The sequence below is a fragment of the Acidiphilium sp. PA genome (assembly GCF_026191915.1).
In the GTDB taxonomy this organism is placed as follows: Bacteria; Pseudomonadota; Alphaproteobacteria; order Acetobacterales; family Acetobacteraceae; genus Acidiphilium.
This window is the reverse complement of the sequence record NZ_JAIMBY010000002.1, coordinates 194,262-212,170: the sequence shown is the minus strand read 5'-3', so window position 1 is coordinate 212,170 and position 17,909 is coordinate 194,262. Positions and strand designations below refer to the sequence as shown.

At 66.6% G+C, this 17,909-nt stretch carries 14 protein-coding genes; 10 read left to right on the top strand and 4 right to left on the bottom strand.

The window, feature by feature from the left end; all coding sequences use genetic code 11:
- Nucleotides 1-27 precede the first annotated feature (27 nt).
- Nucleotides 28-1,239, top strand: coding sequence for an MFS transporter (locus AruPA_RS04555; protein WP_265635452.1), 1,212 nt, complete (start codon nt 28-30; stop codon nt 1,237-1,239).
- Between the two features lie 28 nt (nt 1,240-1,267).
- On the opposite strand, the gene AruPA_RS04550 is transcribed toward AruPA_RS04555, so the two are convergent.
- Complete coding sequence (locus tag AruPA_RS04550; protein ID WP_265635450.1) at nt 1,268-2,158, bottom strand: alpha/beta hydrolase; 891 nt, start codon at nt 2,156-2,158, stop codon at nt 1,268-1,270.
- A gap of 32 nt (nt 2,159-2,190) precedes the next feature.
- Nucleotides 2,191-3,039 (bottom strand): SDR family oxidoreductase, encoded by an 849-nt coding sequence (locus tag AruPA_RS04545; protein ID WP_265635448.1) that lies wholly within the window; start codon nt 3,037-3,039, stop codon nt 2,191-2,193.
- Between the two features lie 54 nt (nt 3,040-3,093).
- On the opposite strand from AruPA_RS04545, the gene mutL reads away from it, so the two are divergent.
- The 3 genes from mutL (at nt 3,094) to AruPA_RS04530 (ending at nt 8,447) form a co-directional block, all read left to right on the top strand.
- On the top strand, nt 3,094-4,830 hold the full coding sequence (gene mutL / locus AruPA_RS04540; RefSeq protein ID WP_265635447.1) for a DNA mismatch repair endonuclease MutL: 1,737 nt from the start codon (nt 3,094-3,096) through the stop codon (nt 4,828-4,830).
- A 40-nt stretch (nt 4,831-4,870) separates the two neighbouring features.
- Nucleotides 4,871-6,559 (top strand): M3 family oligoendopeptidase, encoded by a 1,689-nt coding sequence (locus tag AruPA_RS04535; RefSeq protein ID WP_265635445.1) that lies wholly within the window; start codon nt 4,871-4,873, stop codon nt 6,557-6,559.
- Nucleotides 6,560-6,692: 133 nt separating this feature from the next.
- A complete protein-coding gene (locus AruPA_RS04530; RefSeq protein WP_265635443.1) occupies nt 6,693-8,447 on the top strand; it encodes an ABC transporter ATP-binding protein in 1,755 nt (584 codons plus the stop codon).
- A gap of 97 nt (nt 8,448-8,544) precedes the next feature.
- On the opposite strand, the gene AruPA_RS04525 is transcribed toward AruPA_RS04530, so the two are convergent.
- Both AruPA_RS04525 and ubiG read right to left on the bottom strand, forming a co-directional pair.
- A complete protein-coding gene (locus tag AruPA_RS04525) occupies nt 8,545-9,402 on the bottom strand; it encodes an oxidoreductase (protein WP_265635441.1) in 858 nt (285 codons plus the stop codon).
- A gap of 99 nt (nt 9,403-9,501) precedes the next feature.
- Nucleotides 9,502-10,221, bottom strand: coding sequence for a bifunctional 2-polyprenyl-6-hydroxyphenol methylase/3-demethylubiquinol 3-O-methyltransferase UbiG (ubiG, locus tag AruPA_RS04520; RefSeq protein ID WP_265635439.1), 720 nt, complete (start codon nt 10,219-10,221; stop codon nt 9,502-9,504).
- Between the two features lie 130 nt (nt 10,222-10,351).
- On the opposite strand from ubiG, the gene AruPA_RS04515 reads away from it, so the two are divergent.
- The 6 genes from AruPA_RS04515 (at nt 10,352) to AruPA_RS04490 (ending at nt 17,877) form a co-directional block, all read left to right on the top strand.
- Nucleotides 10,352-11,569: an aspartate kinase gene (locus tag AruPA_RS04515; protein ID WP_265635437.1), complete on the top strand. Its 1,218-nt coding sequence runs from the start codon at nt 10,352-10,354 to the stop codon at nt 11,567-11,569.
- Nucleotides 11,569-12,609 carry a nitronate monooxygenase family protein gene (locus AruPA_RS04510; protein ID WP_265635435.1) on the top strand — a complete coding sequence of 347 codons (1,041 nt, stop codon included), beginning with the start codon at nt 11,569-11,571 and terminating at the stop codon, nt 12,607-12,609. Before AruPA_RS04515 ends, AruPA_RS04510 begins: the two co-directional genes overlap by 1 nt.
- On the top strand, nt 12,587-14,857 hold the full coding sequence (gene ptsP / locus AruPA_RS04505) for a phosphoenolpyruvate--protein phosphotransferase (protein WP_265635433.1): 2,271 nt from the start codon (nt 12,587-12,589) through the stop codon (nt 14,855-14,857). The genes AruPA_RS04510 and ptsP overlap by 23 nt, the downstream gene beginning before the upstream one ends.
- 86 nt (nt 14,858-14,943) lie before the next feature.
- A complete protein-coding gene (locus AruPA_RS04500; RefSeq protein WP_265635432.1) occupies nt 14,944-16,119 on the top strand; it encodes a helix-turn-helix domain-containing protein in 1,176 nt (391 codons plus the stop codon).
- Between the two features lie 15 nt (nt 16,120-16,134).
- Entirely contained in the window at nt 16,135-17,271 is a 1,137-nt protein-coding gene (ispG, locus tag AruPA_RS04495; protein WP_265635430.1) for a flavodoxin-dependent (E)-4-hydroxy-3-methylbut-2-enyl-diphosphate synthase, read from the top strand.
- A 3-nt stretch (nt 17,272-17,274) separates the two neighbouring features.
- The gene (locus tag AruPA_RS04490; protein WP_265635428.1) at nt 17,275-17,877 is read left to right on the top strand and encodes a glutathione S-transferase family protein; all 603 of its coding nucleotides are present in this window, start codon (nt 17,275-17,277) and stop codon (nt 17,875-17,877) included.
- Nucleotides 17,878-17,909: the final 32 nt, after the last annotated feature.

Sequence of the window (17,909 nt, the reverse complement as noted above, 5' to 3'; positions counted from 1 at the left end):
GGCTGAACAACTTGCATATCGGGTGGCATGCCCCACGCCACGAACGCATCGGCCGACGCGACCGCACCATCCACCGGCCTGATCACCCTGTATGCCGTCGCGGCCGGTGCGGTGGTGGCCAATTTATATTATGCTCAGCCCCTGGTCGGGCTGATCGCGCCCGCGCTGCATCTGCCCAAATCGATCGCGAGCCTATTGGTGACCTTCACCCAGCTCGGCTATGCGTGCGGGTTACTGCTGTTGGTGCCGCTGGGCGATCTGGTCGAGAACCGCGCGCTCAGCACCCGGTTGATCGGCGGGTCGGTCATCGCCCTCACGCTCGCCACCGCCGCGTGGGCCTGGCCGGTTTTTCTGGCCGCCGCCCTGCTGATCGGCCTGTGTTCGAGTGCGGTGCAGATATTGGTGCCGATGATCGCGACCCTGACGCCGGATGCCACGCGCGGCCGGGTGGTGGGCAACGTGATGGGCGGCCTGGTGTTCGGCATTCTGCTGGCGCGGCCGGTGGCGAGCCTGATCGCTTATGCGGTGGGCTGGCGCGCGGTGTTCGGCCTCTCGGCGCTGGGCATGGCCGCGCTGTTTCTGGTGCTGCGCCGGCACTTGCCGCGCGTAGCCCCCAAGGCCGAAGCGGGCTATTTTTCGCTCATTCTGAGCATGTTCAAACTGTACGCGACCGAGCCGACGCTGCGGCGGCGTGCGGCCTATCAATGCGCGGCGTTCGGCGTGTTCAGCCTGTATTGGACGGCGGTGCCGATCTATCTGACCGAGCAGTTCCACTACACGCAATTCGGCATCGCGGTGTTCGCGCTGGTCGGTGCCGCCGGCGCGATTTCAGCGCCGCTGGCCGGGCGGCTGGCCGACGCGGGCCATGGCAGGGTGAGCAGCGCGGTCTCGCTCGCTCTCGTGCTGGTCTCATTCGGGGTTTCGGCGTTGGCGGCGGCGCTGCATAGCGTGGTGCTGCTGGCGCTGGCGGGCGTCGCGCTCGATTTCGGCGTGCAGGCAAACAACGTGCTCGGCCAGCGCGCGATCTATGCGCTGGCGCCGGAGCTGCGGGCGCGATTGAACGGTGCCTACATGGCGGCGTTCTTCGTCGGCGGCGCGACGGGCTCGGCGGTGGCGAGTGCCCTGCTGATCCACGGCGGCTGGCCGCTGGTCGCCCTGGTCGGCGCGGCGGCCCCTGCCCTCGCGCTGAGCTATTTCATTCTGAACGAAATCCGCCGGCGGCGCGCGGCCTTCGCCTGACCCCGACCGCCGCCGCGCGGCTTGAGCGCTAGCGCGCCGCACCGCGGATGAAGGCGGCGCTGTCGTCGAGCGTCTGTCGGCCTTCCGGGACGAAACTATGGAACATCGGCCAGACATGCGCCACCACCGGCCAGATGCGCAGCAGGCTCACCACGCCCGCGGCGCGCGCCTTTTCGTCCAGCCGCACGCTGTCGTCGCGCAGGACCTCGTTGGCGCCGACGTGGATCATCAGCGGCGGCAAGCCGGCAAGGTCGCCATACAGCGGCGAGGCGTGCGGCGTGCGGGGATCGGCCTCGCCGAGGTACAGTTTCGCCCCCTCGGCGATTTTGCTGCCGATGATCATCGGATCGCGCCCCTCGTTCTCGATCGCGCTGGCGCCGGTGCCGGCCAGATCGGTCCAGGGCGAGAATAGGACGGCGCGCGCCGGCATCGGCAGGCCCGCTTCCTTGGCTGCGAGCAGCACGGCGAGCGCCAGGCCGCCGCCGGCGGAATCCCCCGCGATCGCGAGGCGTTGCGGCATCACCCCCTGCTCGAGCAGGCCGCGATAGGCGGCCAGACCGTCATCGACCGCGGCGGGGTAGCGGTGTTCGGGGGCGAGCCGATAATTAGCGGCGAACACGCGAACGCCACGCCGCGCGAGCGCGCCGGTGATCGGGCGATGGGTCTCGGCCGAACAGACCAGATAGGCGCCGCCGTGCAGGTAAAGCACCGTCATCGCCGGGCGGGCCCCCACGGCCGGTTCGACCCACTCGCCCGGCACACCGCCAACCAATGCCTCGGTGTAGAGCACGCCGCGCGGCACCGGCATCGGCGATTTGAAGGCGCGGCGGACGGTTTCAGGATCGGCGGTGCCGGAGAGCTTGCGCTTGACCTGATAGCGCAGGACCGGATTGAGCAGATGGGCGGCAAGACTGGCCATAGCGACTCCTTGAGGTCAACGGCGTGACGGTATCACGGTTTGGCGGTTACCAGATCTTGCGGCCTGGCAAGCCGGCGCTGGATCACGCTCCAGGCGCGCACGGGCATCAGGCGGCTCAGCGTGTCGATCGTGTAGGCATCCGCGCCGATCAGCACGCGCGGCGCGCCCCGTTCCACCCCATCGAGAATGACACGCGCGGCGGTCTCGGGTGGTGTCTTGAGCGAGATCTCGAACGCCTTGACACCGGCGGCGGCGACGGCCGGATCGATCCGCGCGGCGAGCCGGGCGGCGCGGGCGATGTTGGTACGGATGCCGCCAGGATGCACGATCGTGACGCCGATCCTGGTATCGGCCAGTTCATGGCGCAGCGATTCGCCAAAGCCGCGGATGGCGAATTTCGAGGCGGCATAGGCCGCCTGCCAGGGCGGCCCGACGAGGCCGAACACCGATGAGAGAAACACGATCCGCCGGGGGCCGGCGTCCCCCTTGCGCAGGACCGGCAGCATGGCGCGCGTCAGCCGCACCGCCGCCCAGAAATTGATGTCCATCAGCCAGGCGAATTCTGCCTCGTCCATCTGTTCGAACGAGCCGACCAGCGCGACACCGGCATTGTTGATCAGCAGGGCGGGTGCCGCGTGGCTGGCGGCAATCGCGTCCGGCAATGCCGCGATGGCGGCGGCGTCGGCCAGATCGGCAACATGGGTGGATACGCTGGCGCCGAACAGCCGTGCGCGTTCCGCGATACGCGCGAGACCTTCGGCATCGCGGTCGATCAGCGCAAGATCGGCGCCGCGCGCCGCCAGCGCCAGGGCAAGAGCGGCGCCGATTCCGCTGGCGGCGCCGGTGAGCACCGCAACCTTGCCGTTTACCCTCATGCGCATCGGCGGACTCCCTGTGGTTTGGACATCGTTAACCCAACGGCTTTACATGGTCGCATGCCGATCCGACTCCTAGCCCCCGCCACCATCAACCGAATCGCTGCCGGCGAAGTGATCGAACGGCCGGCCGCCGCGGTCAAGGAACTGGTCGAGAACGCGCTGGATGCCGGCGCGCGGCGGATTGCCGTGCGGATCGACGGCGGCGGCATCGCGCGGATCGAGGTCACCGACGATGGCAGCGGCATCCCCGAAGCGGAACTGGCGCTTGCAATCACCCGGCACGCCACCTCCAAACTGTCCGATGAGGCGCTGGTGCGGATCGCGACCCTCGGGTTTCGCGGCGAGGCGCTGCCTTCGATCGGGGCGGCGGCGCGGCTGACGCTGGTGTCGCGGCCGCGCGGCCAGGATGCGGCGGCCCAAATTGTGGTGGCGGGCGGCGCGGTGAGCGAGATCGTGCCGGTGGCGGCTCCGTTCGGCACCAGCGCGATCGTGGAAGATCTGTTCTATGCCACGCCGGCGCGGCGGAAATTCCTGCGCTCGGTGGCATCGGAAACCGCCGCCTGCGCCGATGCGGTGCGGCATCTGGCGCTGGCGGCGGCGGATGTCGCGTTCGCGCTGAGCATCGATGGGACCACCAGTTTCGACGTGCCCGCGCAGAATCGGCGGGCGCGGGTCGCGGCATTGTACGGGCGCGGTGACGCCGAGGCGCTGGTCGCGCTGGCGGCGACGCGCGAGGATATCACGATCAGCGGCTTCGTCTCGCCCGCCAGCGTGACGCGGGCGACGGCGCGGCATCAGCACATGATGGTCAATGCGCGGCCGGTGCGCGACCCGCTGCTGCGAATGGCGCTGCGGGTGGCGTATCGCGATCTGATCCCGGCCGGGCGGCATCCGCTGGCGGCACTCTGGCTCGACATTCCGCCCGAGCAACTCGATGTCAATGTGCATCCGGCGAAATCCGAATTGCGGTTTGCAGCGCCGGATGCGGTGCGCAGCCTGTTGATCGGCGCGGTGCAGCGTCATCTGGCGACGCCGGCCGGGGTCGCCGCCGCCCCGGCGCTGCGCCTGGGCGGCGGCGGGCGGGCAAGTTGGAGCTATCCAGCACCGGCCGGTGCGACGGCGCGCGGCTTTGCGGAGGCGGAGACGGCGCTCGCGTTCGATCTGCCGCCGAGCCTGCGGCGGGCGGCACCGGCGGAGCCGGTCGGCGCGTTTCCGCTCGGCACGCCGATCGCCCAGGTATTCGACACGTATATTTTGTCGCAGATCGCCGATGGGTCGCTGGTGCTGATCGACCAGCACGCCGCGCATGAGCGGTTGACCGAATTGCGGCTGCGCGCCGAGCGCGATGCCGGCGGGATTGCAAGCCAGGGATTGTTGTCGCCGGTGCCGCTCGATATGGCGGATGACGATGCCGCGCGGCTGATGGCCAGTGCCGGATCGCTCGCGCAACTCGGCGTGCTGCTCGAGGGATTCGGCGCCGGGGCGGTGCTGATCCGCGCGATTCCGGCCGCTTTGGGCAATGCCGATCCGCGGGCGCTGGTGCGCGATATCGCCGATGCACTCGCCGATACAGGAACCGCGGGCCCGCTGGAAGGGCGGCTCGACGCGATGCTCATCCGCATCGCGTGCCACCGTTCGATCCGCGCCGGTCGGCGCCTGGGATTCGAGGAAATGGCGGCGCTGCTGCGCGCGATGGAGGCCACGCCGCTGTCGCAGACCTGTCCGCACGGGCGCCCGACCGTGCTGAAACTGACGCGCGGCGATCTGGAGCGGATGTTCGGGCGGGCCGGCTAGGCGGGATTGCGCGGCGGCGCCGAACTTGGTTTGATCAGGGATGGACAACGAACCCAATATCCGTTTTGCCGATATCACTGCCCCGACGCCGGACCGTGCGAGCCTCGCGCGCGATTACGCCGCGATCAACGCGCTGTTCGACGATGGCGAGATTGCCGAGGCGGCGGCGCGGTTCGATCGGTTGCGGCGCGAGATCGGGACGTGGGGAGCCCTCGTCGAACTGCGGTTTCAGCAGAATACCGACGATGCCGGGGCGAAGGCGGCGCTCGATTATCGGGATGAATTGCTGCCGGCGGCGCAGAACCATGAAACCGCATTCAAACGGCGCATGCTCGACCATGACGACCGGACCGCGATCGTGCATGCGGTGGGTGCCAATGCGGTCGCGTTGTGGGACCTCGACATCGGGATTTTCCGCCCGGAGATCGAGGCCGATCTGGAGCAGGAGGCCAAGCTCGCCGCGCGCTACACCGAACTGACCGCCTCGGTGCAGATCGAGATCGATGGCAGAACGGTGAATTACGAGGGGATGGCACCGTACCGGGAGCATATCGATCGTGCGCTGCGCCATGAGGCCGAACAGAAGATCGATGCGTTCTTCGGGGAGAATGCCGCGGAACTGGACCAGATTTATGACGAGCTGGTGAAGTTGCGCCACGGGATCGCACGCAAACTCGGCTATGAAAGTTTCATTCCGCTCGCCTACAAGCGGATGCGCCGGCTGGATTACGGACCCGATGAGGTCGCCCGGTATCGCGACGCGATTGCGACGCATGTGACGCCGCTGGTCGCACAGATTATGGAACGGCGGCGTACGATTTTCGGCTGGGACAAGGTATTCGCCTGGGACGAACGCATCGTCGATCCGCTCGGCAACCCGACGCCGCTGGGCGGGCATGATGAGTTGGTTGCGGCCGGTCAGGCGATGTATGATCGGATGGACCCGGAGATTGCCCGGTTTTATGAGGCGATGAACCAGGGTGGGTTTCTCGATCTGAAGAACCGGCCCGCCAAGGGCAACGGCGGGTTCTGCACCAGTTTCGATACGGTCGGCATGCCGTTCATTTTTGCCAATTTCGTGGGAACCAGCGGTGATATCGACGTGCTGACGCACGAGATGGGCCATGCGTTTCAGTATTTTTCCAGCCGGGCGCTGCCCAGCGTCGATGATCTCTGGCCGGGGAGCGAAACAGCCGAGATACATTCGATGAGTTTTGAATTTTTCGCCTATCCGCATGCCGAGTTGCTGGTCGGGACAGATGCCGCAGCGCGCTACCGCCAGATGCACCTGATCGGCGCGTTGACGTTTCTGCCGCACGGCGCGTGCCTCGATCATTTCCAGCACGAGGTCTATGCGAACCCGGATATGACGCCGGCTGAGCGCCGCGCGGTGTGGCGGAAGCTCGAACGGCACTACCTGCCGTGGCGCGATTACGGCGATCTGGCCAATGGTGCGGATGGTGGGTCGTGGCAGCAGGTGCTGCATTTATATCTGATGCCGTTCTACATGATCGATTATGCGCTGGCGCAGTGCTGCGCCCTGCAGTTCTGGACACGGTCGCGCAAGAATTACGCGGTGGCGCTCGCGGATTACATCGCGCTGTGCCGGCGTGGCGGGTCAGCGCCGTTTCTGGAACTAGTGGCGTCGGCGGGGTTGATCTCGCCGTTCGCGCCGGGCGCGCTGGAGGCATCGGTCGCGGAAGTGGCAAAGGCATTGAGGTCAGACTGATCGAAACGGATTAAATTATCGTCAATTCCTGTGGTTTTCCTCCCGCCTGCCTAAAATTGCCACGGTTGCGGGGCCAATCTGGCCCATGGGATCCATGGCATCGAGGCGGGTTTTGGCACTTCGGCGACGCGATATGATGGTGAGGGAGCGGCCGCTCGAACAGCAAAGCGCGCTCCGCTTTATTCTGGGTGCGGCACGGCGGCGGTTCTGGTCGCATATGGTGGTACTGTTCTCGGTCATGGTCGCGGTGGGCTGCTCGATCGGCTCGCAATATGCCGTCAAGAACATGGTCAATGTGCTTGCAGCCCATCGTGTGGATGAGGTCTGGCTGGCATTCGGGCTGCTGGCGGGACTGATCGCGGCGGATAATCTGGCCTGGCGCGTCGGCGGGTGGGTCGCGGCGCGGGCGTTCGTGGTGGTGACCGGCGACATCCGGCGCCGGCTGTTCAACCATATGCTCGGCCATTCGCACGGGTATTTCGCGGAGCGGCGGCCCGGGATGCTGGCGGGGCGGATTTCCGCGACCGGCAATGCGGTGTTCCGAATCGAGAGCCTGACCTTCTGGAACGTGCTGCCCCCGTTGTTTGCGGTGGGCGGTGCCATGGTGCTGCTCATTTCGGTCAATGCCATCATGGGGCTCACCGTGGTGGTGGTGGCGCTGGTACTGGGGCTGATCCTCAAGCGGATGGCCGAAGGGGGCGAGGATCTGCACAAGGATTACGCGGTCAAAGCCGCATCGGTCGATGGCGAGCTGGTCGATGTGATCAACAACGTCGGCGTGGTCCGCGCCTTCGGCGCGTTGCGGCGCGAGCGGCGGCGGTTTGCCGGCCGGCTGGGCAACGAGATGGATGCGCGCCAGGAGAGTCTGCGCTATCTCGAAAAACTACGGATCTTTCATGCAGTGTGCACCGCCGGCCTGACCTCCGCCCTGCTCGCCTGGACGCTGCATTTATGGGTGCTGGGGCGGGTTTCGCCCGGCGATGTGGTGCTGGTGACTACGCTGGGCTTTACCGTGTTGCACGGCACGCGCGATCTGGCGGTCGCCCTGGTCGAGATGGTGCAGGATTTCGCACGGCTGACCGATGCGCTGAAGGCGCTGCTGGTGCCGCATGACATGGTGGACGATCCCGATGCGCCGCCGCTCGAAGTACGGCGCGGGGCGATCAGTTTCCGGCATATCGAATTCGCCTATCCAGACAGCGACGTGCTGCTGCGGGATTTTTCACTCGACATCCAGCCGGGCGAGAAAATCGGGCTGGTCGGGCGTTCGGGGTCGGGTAAAACCACGCTGCTGGCCTTGCTGCAACGCCAGTTCGACCTGCCGGAAGGGCAGATCCTGATCGATGGCGAGGATATATCCACCCGCACCCAGGCCAGACTGGCCGGGGCGATTGCGGTGGTGTCGCAGGATGTGCAGTTGTTTCACCGCTCGGTGCTGGAGAATATCCGCTACGGCAAGCCATCCGCCACGGATGCCGAGGTGCGCGCGGCCGCCGAGGCGGCGGAATGCATGAGCTTCATTCGCAAGCTGCCCGATCGGTTCAACACCATGGTGGGCGAGCGGGGGATGAAATTGTCGGGCGGCCAGCGCCAGCGCATCGCGATCGCGCGGGCGTTTTTATGCGACTCACCGATCCTGTTGCTGGATGAAGCGACCTCGGCGCTGGATTCGGAATCCGAAAAATCGGTGCAGGAGGCGCTGACCCGGCTGGCGCACGGGCGGACGGTGATTGCCGTGGCGCATCGGCTGTCGACGGTGAAGGATTTCGACCGGATCGTGGTGATGGAACAGGGACGGATCGTCGATCAAGGCGCGCCGGACGCCCTGGCGGCGCGGCCGGGGCCGTATCGCGATCTGCTGGCGCATCAGGGAATGCAACTGGCCTGAGCGCTGCCGAACGCTGATCGCCCTGATGGAGGGCCGCCGCCTCGGCGGCCATGCCGAGGCGGCGTTTCACAGCGTTATCGAGTTGGCATCAGCGCGATCAGGCGGCGTTCTGATGCTCCGGGAAGTCGGCCGAGAGCGTCAGATCCTGCCATTTTTCAAGCTCGGCGCCGAGCGTTGCAACGTGTTTGCGCGCGAGTTCGAGCGCGGGGCGGCCGAGCACCAGATGCAGCGGTGGTTCGGCGGCTTCGACCGCGGCGATCATCGCCTCCGCGCCGCGGCGCGGATCGCCGGGCTGTTTACCGCTGCGGGCCGCGGTTTCACGGCGGCGGACGCCGGCGGTCTCCGCGTAATCCTCGATATGGGTGGCCGATTGCACGATCGAGCGGCCGGCCCAGTCGGTACGGAACGGCCCGGGCTCGACGATCGTGACCTTGATGCCGAGCGGTTTGCCTTCGATCGCGAGCGATTGGGACAGGCCTTCGACCGCGAATTTGGTCGCGTGGTAGTAGCCCGTGGCCCCGAAGCTGACGAGACCGTCGATCGAGGAGATATTGACGATATGGCCGCTCTTGCGTTTGCGCATGCCGGGCAGGACCGCCTTGGTCATGGCGATCAGGCCGAACACATTGGTCTCGAACAAAGCGCGGACCGCCTCATCCTCGCCCTCTTCGATCGCGGCGAGATAGCCGTAGCCGGCGTTGTTCACCAGCACGTCGATCCGGCCGAATCTGGCTTCGGCGGCGGCCACCGCGGCATCGACATCGGCTTGCCTGGTGACGTCGAGTTGCAGCTTGAGCAGGTTGTTCTGGTGCGCGCGGCCCAGATCATCGAGGGTTTTCAGGTTGCGGGCGGTTGCGATCACCCGGCCACCCCGTTCGAGCACGGCCTCGGTCAATTCACGGCCGAAGCCGGTCGAACAGCCGGTGATGAACCAGGTTTTTGTGGACTCCGTCATGCGCGGTCTCCTTTTCAAACAGATCGTTGCGGGCCAGCATGTCATGAGCCGGCCCGGCGAACGCAAGGGGCGCGCGGGCGGCGCGACCCTCAGGGCCGGTCACGCGTGCGCGACGCCGATATAATTTACCGACAGGTTGCGCGACTCCCGGAACCCGCCGCCCCGCAGCGAGGGCACGAGGCCCGCCATGTCGCCCATGCGCAGGCCGGCGTTACGGCACATGATCGACAATTCGCCGGGTGTGATGAAGCGCGCCCAGGAATGCGTGCCGACCGGCAGCAGGCGGAGCAGGTGCTCGGCACCCAGTTTGGCGATGATGAAGGATTGCGGCGTACGGTTCAGCGTGGACAGAAAGAGCAGGCCGCCGGGTGCGAGCAGGCGGGCGAGGCTTGCCAGAAACGCCTGCGGATCGGGGACGTGTTCGATCACTTCGAGCGCGGTCACCACGGGAAAGCGCGCACCCTCGGCGAGCAGATCATCGGTTTCAGCGGCGCGGTAGGCGATGGGCAGACCCTGGCCGGACGCATGCGCGCGGGCGGCGGCGATGGCTTCGCCGGCGGCATCGATGCCGGTGACGCGGCAGCCGGCCCGAGCGAGGCTTTCGGCGAGCAGTCCGGCGCCGCAGCCGACATCGAGCAGATCGATGGGATCAGTGCCGAACCGCGCGCGGATACGCTGCATGATCCAGGCGGTGCGGGCGGGGTTCATGGCATGCAGCGGGCGCATCGGGCCGGTCCTGTCCCACCAGCGGGCCGCCAGCGCGTCAAATTTTTCGACTTCGCGCCGATCGGTGGTTCCTTGCCGTTCCGTGATGATCATGCCGCCTCGCATTGCCCTTCGCCGTCCCGCCCGGTATGGGGACGCGAAGTTCATGTGAGCCCGGCGGGGCAAACCGGCAAGCGTCCCGCCCAAAGTCAACCAAAATACCCACGGCAACGAACGGATTGTTATGGCGCGTATCGTGATGAAATTCGGCGGCACATCGGTCGCCGATCTGGACCGGATTCGCAATGTGGCGTCCCGCGTCAAGCGCATGGTCGATGACGGGCATGAGGTTGCGGTTGTGACATCGGCGATGGCGGGGGCCACCAATCAGCTGGTCGCGTGGTGCCAGGAATTATCCCCGCTGTACGATGCGCGCGAATACGACACCGTGGTGGCGACCGGCGAGCAGGTCACCGTCGGGTTGCTCGCGATCGCCTTGCAAACGCTGGGGGTCGAGGCACGGTCCTGGACCGGCTGGCAGGTGCCGGTGGCAACCGACGGGCAGCACGGCAAGGCGCGGATCAATTCGATCGACGGTGCGGAGCTGATCAGACGGATGCAGGCGGGCCAGGTGCCGGTGATTGCCGGGTTTCAAGGCATCGGGCCGGACAAGCGGATCACCACGCTCGGGCGCGGCGGGTCCGATACCTCGGCGGTCGCGGTGGCGGCGGCGATCGGGGCGGACCGGTGTGATATCTATACCGATGTCGATGGTGTCTACACCACCGATCCGCGGATCGTGCGCAAGGCACGCAAACTTGCGGCGATCACCTATGAGGAGATGTTGGAGCTGGCTTCGGTTGGTGCCAAGGTGTTGCAGACGCGTTCCGTCGAACTCGCTATGAAGGAGCGGGTTCGGGTGCAGGTGTTGTCCAGTTTTTCCGAGGCGCCGGGGACACTGGTCGTTGATGAGGATGAAATCGTGGAACAGGAAATCGTCGCCGGCATCGCCTATTCGCGGGACGAGGCCAAGGTTACCGTCCGCCGCGTGCCGGACCGGCCCGGTGTGGCCGCCGCCGTGTTCGGGCCGCTGGCCGAGGCGAGCATCAATGTCGATATGATCGTGCAGAACGTGTCCGAGGACGGCACGACCGACATGACGTTCACGCTGAACAAGACCGAACTGCCGCGCGCGCGCGCCGTGCTGGAATCGATGCACCCCGAAATCCAGTATGCCGATCTTTCGATCGATGCGGATGTTGCGAAAATATCGGTGGTCGGCGTCGGCATGCGCAGCCATGCGGGCGTCGCTGGCACGATGTTTCGTGCGCTGGCGGGCCGGGGGATCAATATACTGGTGATCTCGACCAGCGAGATCAAAGTCAGCGTGCTGATCGCGGCGGAATATACCGAACTCGCGGTGCGCGCCCTGCACACCGCTTATGGATTGGATGTCGCCTGATGAATGCACTCGATCAGCTCTGGGCGCGCGGCTGCGACTTCCTCGGCACCGAGACCGCGATCATGGGCGGGGCGATGAGCTGGGTGAGCGAGCGGCACCTGGTTTCGGCGATTTCCAACGCCGGCGGGTTCGGGGTGATCGCCTGCGGTTCGATGAACCCGGCCCTGCTGGATGCCGAGATCAGCGCGACCAAGGCGCTGACCGGCAAGCCGTTCGGCGTCAATCTGATCACGATGCATCCGCAGTTGCTCGAACTGATCGAGGTTTGCATCCGCCATGAGGTCGGCCATGTCGTGCTGGCGGGCGGCGTGCCGTCGGGTGCCGCGGTGCGGGCGGTGCGCGACAGCGGGGCGAGGCTGGTGTGTTTTGCGCCGGCGCTGGTGCTGGCCAAACGGCTGATCAAATCCGGCGCCGATGCGCTGGTGATCGAAGGGTCCGAAGCGGGCGGGCATATCGGGCCGGTTTCATTGACGGTACTGGCGCAGGAGATTCTGCCGGTGATCCGCGAGGTGCCGGTATTCGTGGCCGGCGGCATCGGGCGCGGCGAGGCGATTCTGGCATTTCTGGAAATGGGTGCTGCGGGCGTGCAGCTCGGCACCCGGTTTGCCGCCGCGACCGAAAGCATTGCACATGAAAAGTTCAAGGCAGCGTTCGTGCGGGCGAATGCGCGCGATGCGGTGCCTTCGGTGCAGCTGGATGCGCAGTTTCCGGTGATTCCAGTGCGCGGCCTGGCGAATGAAGGGACCCGCAATTTCCTGGCGCATCAGGCGGCGACGCTGAAGCGGTTTCAGTCAGGCGAACTGACAAAGGAGGCGGCACAGCTTTCGATCGAGCATTTCTGGGCCGGGGCGCTGCGCCGCGCGGTGATCGATGGCGATGTCGAGCAGGGATCGGTCATGGCGGGGCAATCGGTCGGAATGGTCACCGCGATCCAGCCGGTGGCGGCGATCATTGCGGAGCTGATCGGCCAGGCCGAGGCCGCATATGCCGCGCGCCATGCCCCGGTGGCACGCACAGATGCTCGAAGCCACGCCGCCTGATCCTGCCATGCCCGGATCGGGCGCCGAGCCGTTCGCGGCGGCGCGACGGCTGTTCGCGAAACTGCGCGAACGGCTCAGCGGCGGCAATTCCAGCCTGGCGGAACTGGTCGAACTGATCGCGAGCGAATTGGAGGTCGAGGTCTGCTCGATCTATGTCGCCCGCCCGGGCGAGATGCTGGAACTAGCCGCGACCTATGGGCTGCGGATCGGCGCGGTCGGACGAACGCGGTTGCGCGTGGGTGAAGGCATCATCGGGCTGGCGGCGGCCAAGGGTGAGTTGATGAACCTGCCGGATGCGCAGAATCATCCCGAATTCGCCTACCGGCCGGAAACCGGCGAGGATCGCTACGCCTCGATGCTGGCGGTGCCGATCCGCCGCGCCGGGCGCACGCTGGGCGTGATTGCGGTGCAGAACATCGAGCCGCGCCAGTATGATACGTTCGAAGTCGAGACGATTTCGACCATCGCCATGCTGCTGGGCGAGATATTGTCGGCCCAGGGTGCCGGTAATATCGCGCCGACCGGCCTCGGCGATTCCCTCTCGCGCCGGTATGCCGGGCATCCGCTGGCGCCAGGCATCGTGCGGGGCAGCGCCTTGCCGTTCGGTCGCTCGACCGGGCCGCGCCATGTGCTGGCCGATGATCCGGCAGCCGAGATCGCGCGGCTCGAACAGGCAATGACCGAGGCGGAGCAGAGCCTCGATACGCTGATGGCGGATCATCTGCCGCAGGGCCACGCGACGCGCGAGGTGCTCGATGCGTATCGGCTGATCTCGCAGGGCACCGGCTGGCTGGAGCGGGTGCGCAGCGCGATCGCCGACGGGTTGACCGCCGAAGCCGCGGTCGACCAGGTCGGGTCCGAACTGCGGCGGCGCATGCGCAAGATCGCCGATCCGTATCTGCGTGAGCGGTTGGCCGATGTCGAGGACATGATCGAGCGGATGCTGACCGCGCTCGGCGCCGGGACCGCCAAGCCGGATGATGCGAGCGGCATGATCCTAATCGTGCGGCGGCTGGGGCCGGCGGAATTGCTCGATTGGCATCGGCGCGGGATCGCGGGGGTGGCGATCGAGGAGGCAAGCGCCGGCGGCCATGCGGCGATTCTGGCACGCGCGCTCGATATTCCGGCTCTCGCGGTCGAGGCCGGCGCCACCGAGGCGGCCCAGCAGGGCGATGCCGTGCTGCTCGATGCGGAATCCGGCGCGCTGATCCTGCGACCGGACCCGGAAGTGACCGCCTTATACGAGCGCGCCCTCGCCGCCCGTTCCTCGCGCGCGGCGGAGTTGAGCGTGTATCGCGACCGCCCGGCCGCCACGCTGGATGGCACCCGGCTGACGCTGATGCTCAATGTCGGCCTCGCGTTCGAACTCGATCAGCTGGCCCGCACCGGCGCTGAAGGGATCGGGCTGTATCGTACTGAAATTGCGGCTCTTGCCGCCGCGCGCGTGCCCGGCGTCGCCGCGCAGGCGGCTGATTACCGGCGCGTGATCGAGCGCGCGGCAGGGCAACGGGTAGTGTTTCGCACCCTCGACCTGGGTGCCGACAAGATGCTGCCGGGCGAAGCCGATGACGCGGTAGAAAATCCGGCGATGGGGTGGCGCTCCCTGCGGGTCGGGCTCGATCGGCCGGCCATACTCCGCAAGCAGTTGCGCGCGCTGCTGATGGGTGCGGCCGGACATCGGCTGTCGATCATGTTTCCGATGGTGGCGACGGTCGCTGAATTCCGCGCGGCGCGCGACCTGCTGGAAGCCGAAGCCGCCAAGCTGGATGAGAAGCCGACCGAGATCGAGGTCGGTACCATGCTCGAGGTGCCGGCGTTGCTGTTCCAGTTGCCCGGCTTGCTGGCCGAGGCGGATTTCATATCGCTCGGCACCAATGATCTGATGCAGTTTTTATTCGCCGCCGATCGCGGCACACCGAAGCTGGCGGGCCGCTACGATGTGCTGTCCGCCCCGGTGCTCGAACTAATCGAAGGTCTGGCGGCGGCCTGCGCCGAGGAAGAGGTGGGGTTTTCGATTTGCGGCGAAGCGGCGGGCCGGCCGCTCGATGCGCTGGTGTTCGCCGCCATCGGGGTGGACACGCTGTCGATGTCGGGCACCGCTATCCTGCCCGTCAAGGCATTGCTGGCAGCAGCCGATCTGGGTGCGATGCGGCCGGTGCTGCGGGAATTGCGCCGCGCCGGCGCGGCGGGCGCCTCGCTGCGCGAGCCATTGACCGCCTGGGCGCGCGAGCACGGTTTGCCGATCTGAGCGGATCGGGGTAAACATTTGATCCGATTGGCGTTGGCAGCGCAGCGCCGCAGACCATGTCATATGGCTTACGGATGATTTCTGCGATGAATAGTATGAACGGCAACCGCGACACCGACATGACGATTCCAGATTTCCAGGCCTCCGGTCTCAGCGGTCCGGCAAAGGTGGGCTCGGAGTTGCGCGGCGTGCGCGAGCGGTTGGGCTGGAAATTGCCGGATCTGGCGGCGCGGCTGAAAATTCGACTGCCGTTTCTCGAAGCGATCGAGGCCGGCGATCTCGCGGCCCTGCCCGCGCCGGCCTATGCTGCGGGGTTTATCCGCTCCTATGCCGAGACGATGGGGCTGGACCCCGAGGAAATTCTGCGGCGTTTTCGCGCCGAGGGCATGACCCGGCCGAAACAGCCGCATCTGACGTTTCCCGAACCGGTGCCCGACCGCGCGGTGCCCCCGGGGGCGGTGGTGTTTCTCGTCGCGGTGATCGGCATTGGCGCTTATTTCCTGTGGTATCGCCATTCCGAGCATGAGCTTAAAATGGCTCAGATGGTGCCGGCCGTTCCGGCCAAGCTGGCACCGCTGGCCGTGCCGAAGCAGCCTGCGCCGGTCGCCAGGCAGGCAAGCCAGCCGAATGCCACCGCCGCCACAGCGAACGTGCCGGCGAACTCACCGCCGGCGCAGGGTTCGGCGGGTAGCGGTGCAAACGCGGGCGGCACCGCAACGACAACGCCCGCTGCCGCAGGGAGCGCGCCCGGCGGCAATGGATCGGCAGCGACCAATCCGCCGGCGGCGTCCACAGGAACCACGGCAGCAGTCACGGGGGCTGGCGGAACGCAACCGGCGGCGGCCAGTAATGGCGCCACGGGCACGACGCTTCCCGCTTCGGCGGCGTCCACCAGCGTGGCATCGTCCGCCGCGTCCACAGCATCGGATCAGGCCAGCCCGCTGGTGATCAGCGCCACCGCCGATAGCTGGGTACAGGTTCGGGGGCCGACCGGCACCATACTGTTCAGCCGCGTTTTGAAGGCCGGCGAGACCTGGCCGGTGCCCGACGAGCCCGGCCTGACGCTGACCACCGGCAATGCCGGCGGTACCGTGCTGATCCATAACGGCGTGAGCGGCAGCCCGCTCGGCAACGCCGGGTCGGTCATGCGCAAAGTGCCGCTGACTCCGGCGGCCACCGCACCGACATCATCGACATCGACGTCCGCCACGCCTGCCGGGACGTCACAACCGTCGCCACAAGTGCCGAAGACGGCGCCATAACCGCGAGACACAGTCATGAATTACCGAGAATATCAGATGATTACCCGCCGCAAATCCCGCCAGATCAGCGTGGGCGCGGTCAAGGTGGGAGGCGACGCGCCGGTTTCGGTGCAGACCATGACCAACACGCTGACCGACGACGTGGCGGCGACCGTGGCGCAGATCCACCGCGCGGAACGCGCCGGGGTCGATATCGTGCGGGTGTCCTGCCCGGATGAAGCCAGCACCGCGGCGCTGGCGGATATCGTGCGCCAGGTGAACGTGCCGATCGTGGCGGATATTCATTTCCACTACAAACGCGCGATCGAAGCCGCCAAGGCAGGCGCTGCCTGCCTGCGGATCAACCCCGGCAACATCGGCAGCGCCGAGCGTGTGCGCGAAGTGGTGACGGCGGCGCGGGATTACGGTTGCTCGATCCGCATCGGCGTCAACGCGGGGTCGCTGGAGCGCCATCTGCTGGAAAAATATGGCGAGCCGAACCCGGAAGCCCTGGTGGAATCGGCGCTCGAACACGCGAAAATCCTGCAGGACCACGATTTTCACGAATTCAAGATCAGCGTGAAAGCATCCGATGTGTTCATGGCGGTGGCGGCGTATCAGCAGCTCGCCGATGTGTGCGATCACCCGCTGCATATCGGCATCACCGAAGCCGGCGGGCGGCGCACCGGCACGGTGAAATCCTCGATCGGGCTGGGATCGCTGCTCTGGGCCGGCATCGGGGATACCATGCGGGTCTCGCTTTCGGCCGAGCCCGAGGAAGAGGTGCTGGTCGGCTGGGATATTCTGAAATCACTCGGCATCCGGCATCGCGGTGTGCGGATCATTTCCTGCCCGTCCTGTGCACGGCAGGGGTTCAACGTGATCGACACGGTTGCCAAACTGGAAGACCGGCTGGCCCATATCGAAACGCCGATCACGCTTTCGATCATCGGCTGCGTGGTGAACGGGCCGGGCGAGGCGCTGATGACCGACCTTGGTGTGACCGGCGGCGGCAACGGCCGGCACATGGTCTATGCGGCCGGCAAGACCGATCACACGATCGAGGGTGATGCGATGATCGATCACGTGGTCGGGCTGGTCGAGACGCGGGCGGCCAAATTGCAGGCTGAGGCCGCTCTCGCGAAGGAGGCGGCGCAGCAGGCTGCGGAATAGCCGATGCGGCTCTACGGCATGGCGATGTCCGGCAATTGCTGGAAGGTCGCCACGATGTTGCGCCTGACCGGCCAGGATTTCGAGTGGGTCGAGACCGACAGCAACGCCGGTGCGACCCGCAGCGAGGCGTTCCTCGCGATCAACCCGAACGGCAAGGTGCCGGTTCTGGTGCTCGACGACAATGTGATCCTGACCGAGAGCAACGCGATCCTGCTGCATCTCGCGGAGGGGACCCACTGGTTGCCGGCCCCCTCGCTGGCCCGCACGCGGGTGCATGAGTGGTTGTTTTTCGAGCAATACAGCCATGAGCCGTATATTGCCGTCGCGCGCAATCTGATCACCTGGCGACGGGAAGCCGATTTGTATCCGGAGCGACTGGCCGAATGCGCCCGGCGCGGGGCGCAGGCGCTCGATGTCATGGAGCGCCGTCTGAAGGATGCGCACTGGCTGGTCGGTGACAGTCCGACCATCGCCGATCTGGCTTTGTTTGCGTATACGCATCGCGCCGATGAGGGCGGGTTCGATCTGTCGCGCTGGGATGGTGTTGCGCGATGGATCGACCGTCTCGCCGCCCTGCCCGGCATCACCACGCTGCCACGCCGGTAATCCGGGCGGAACGCCCCGATCGCGCCAGGCCG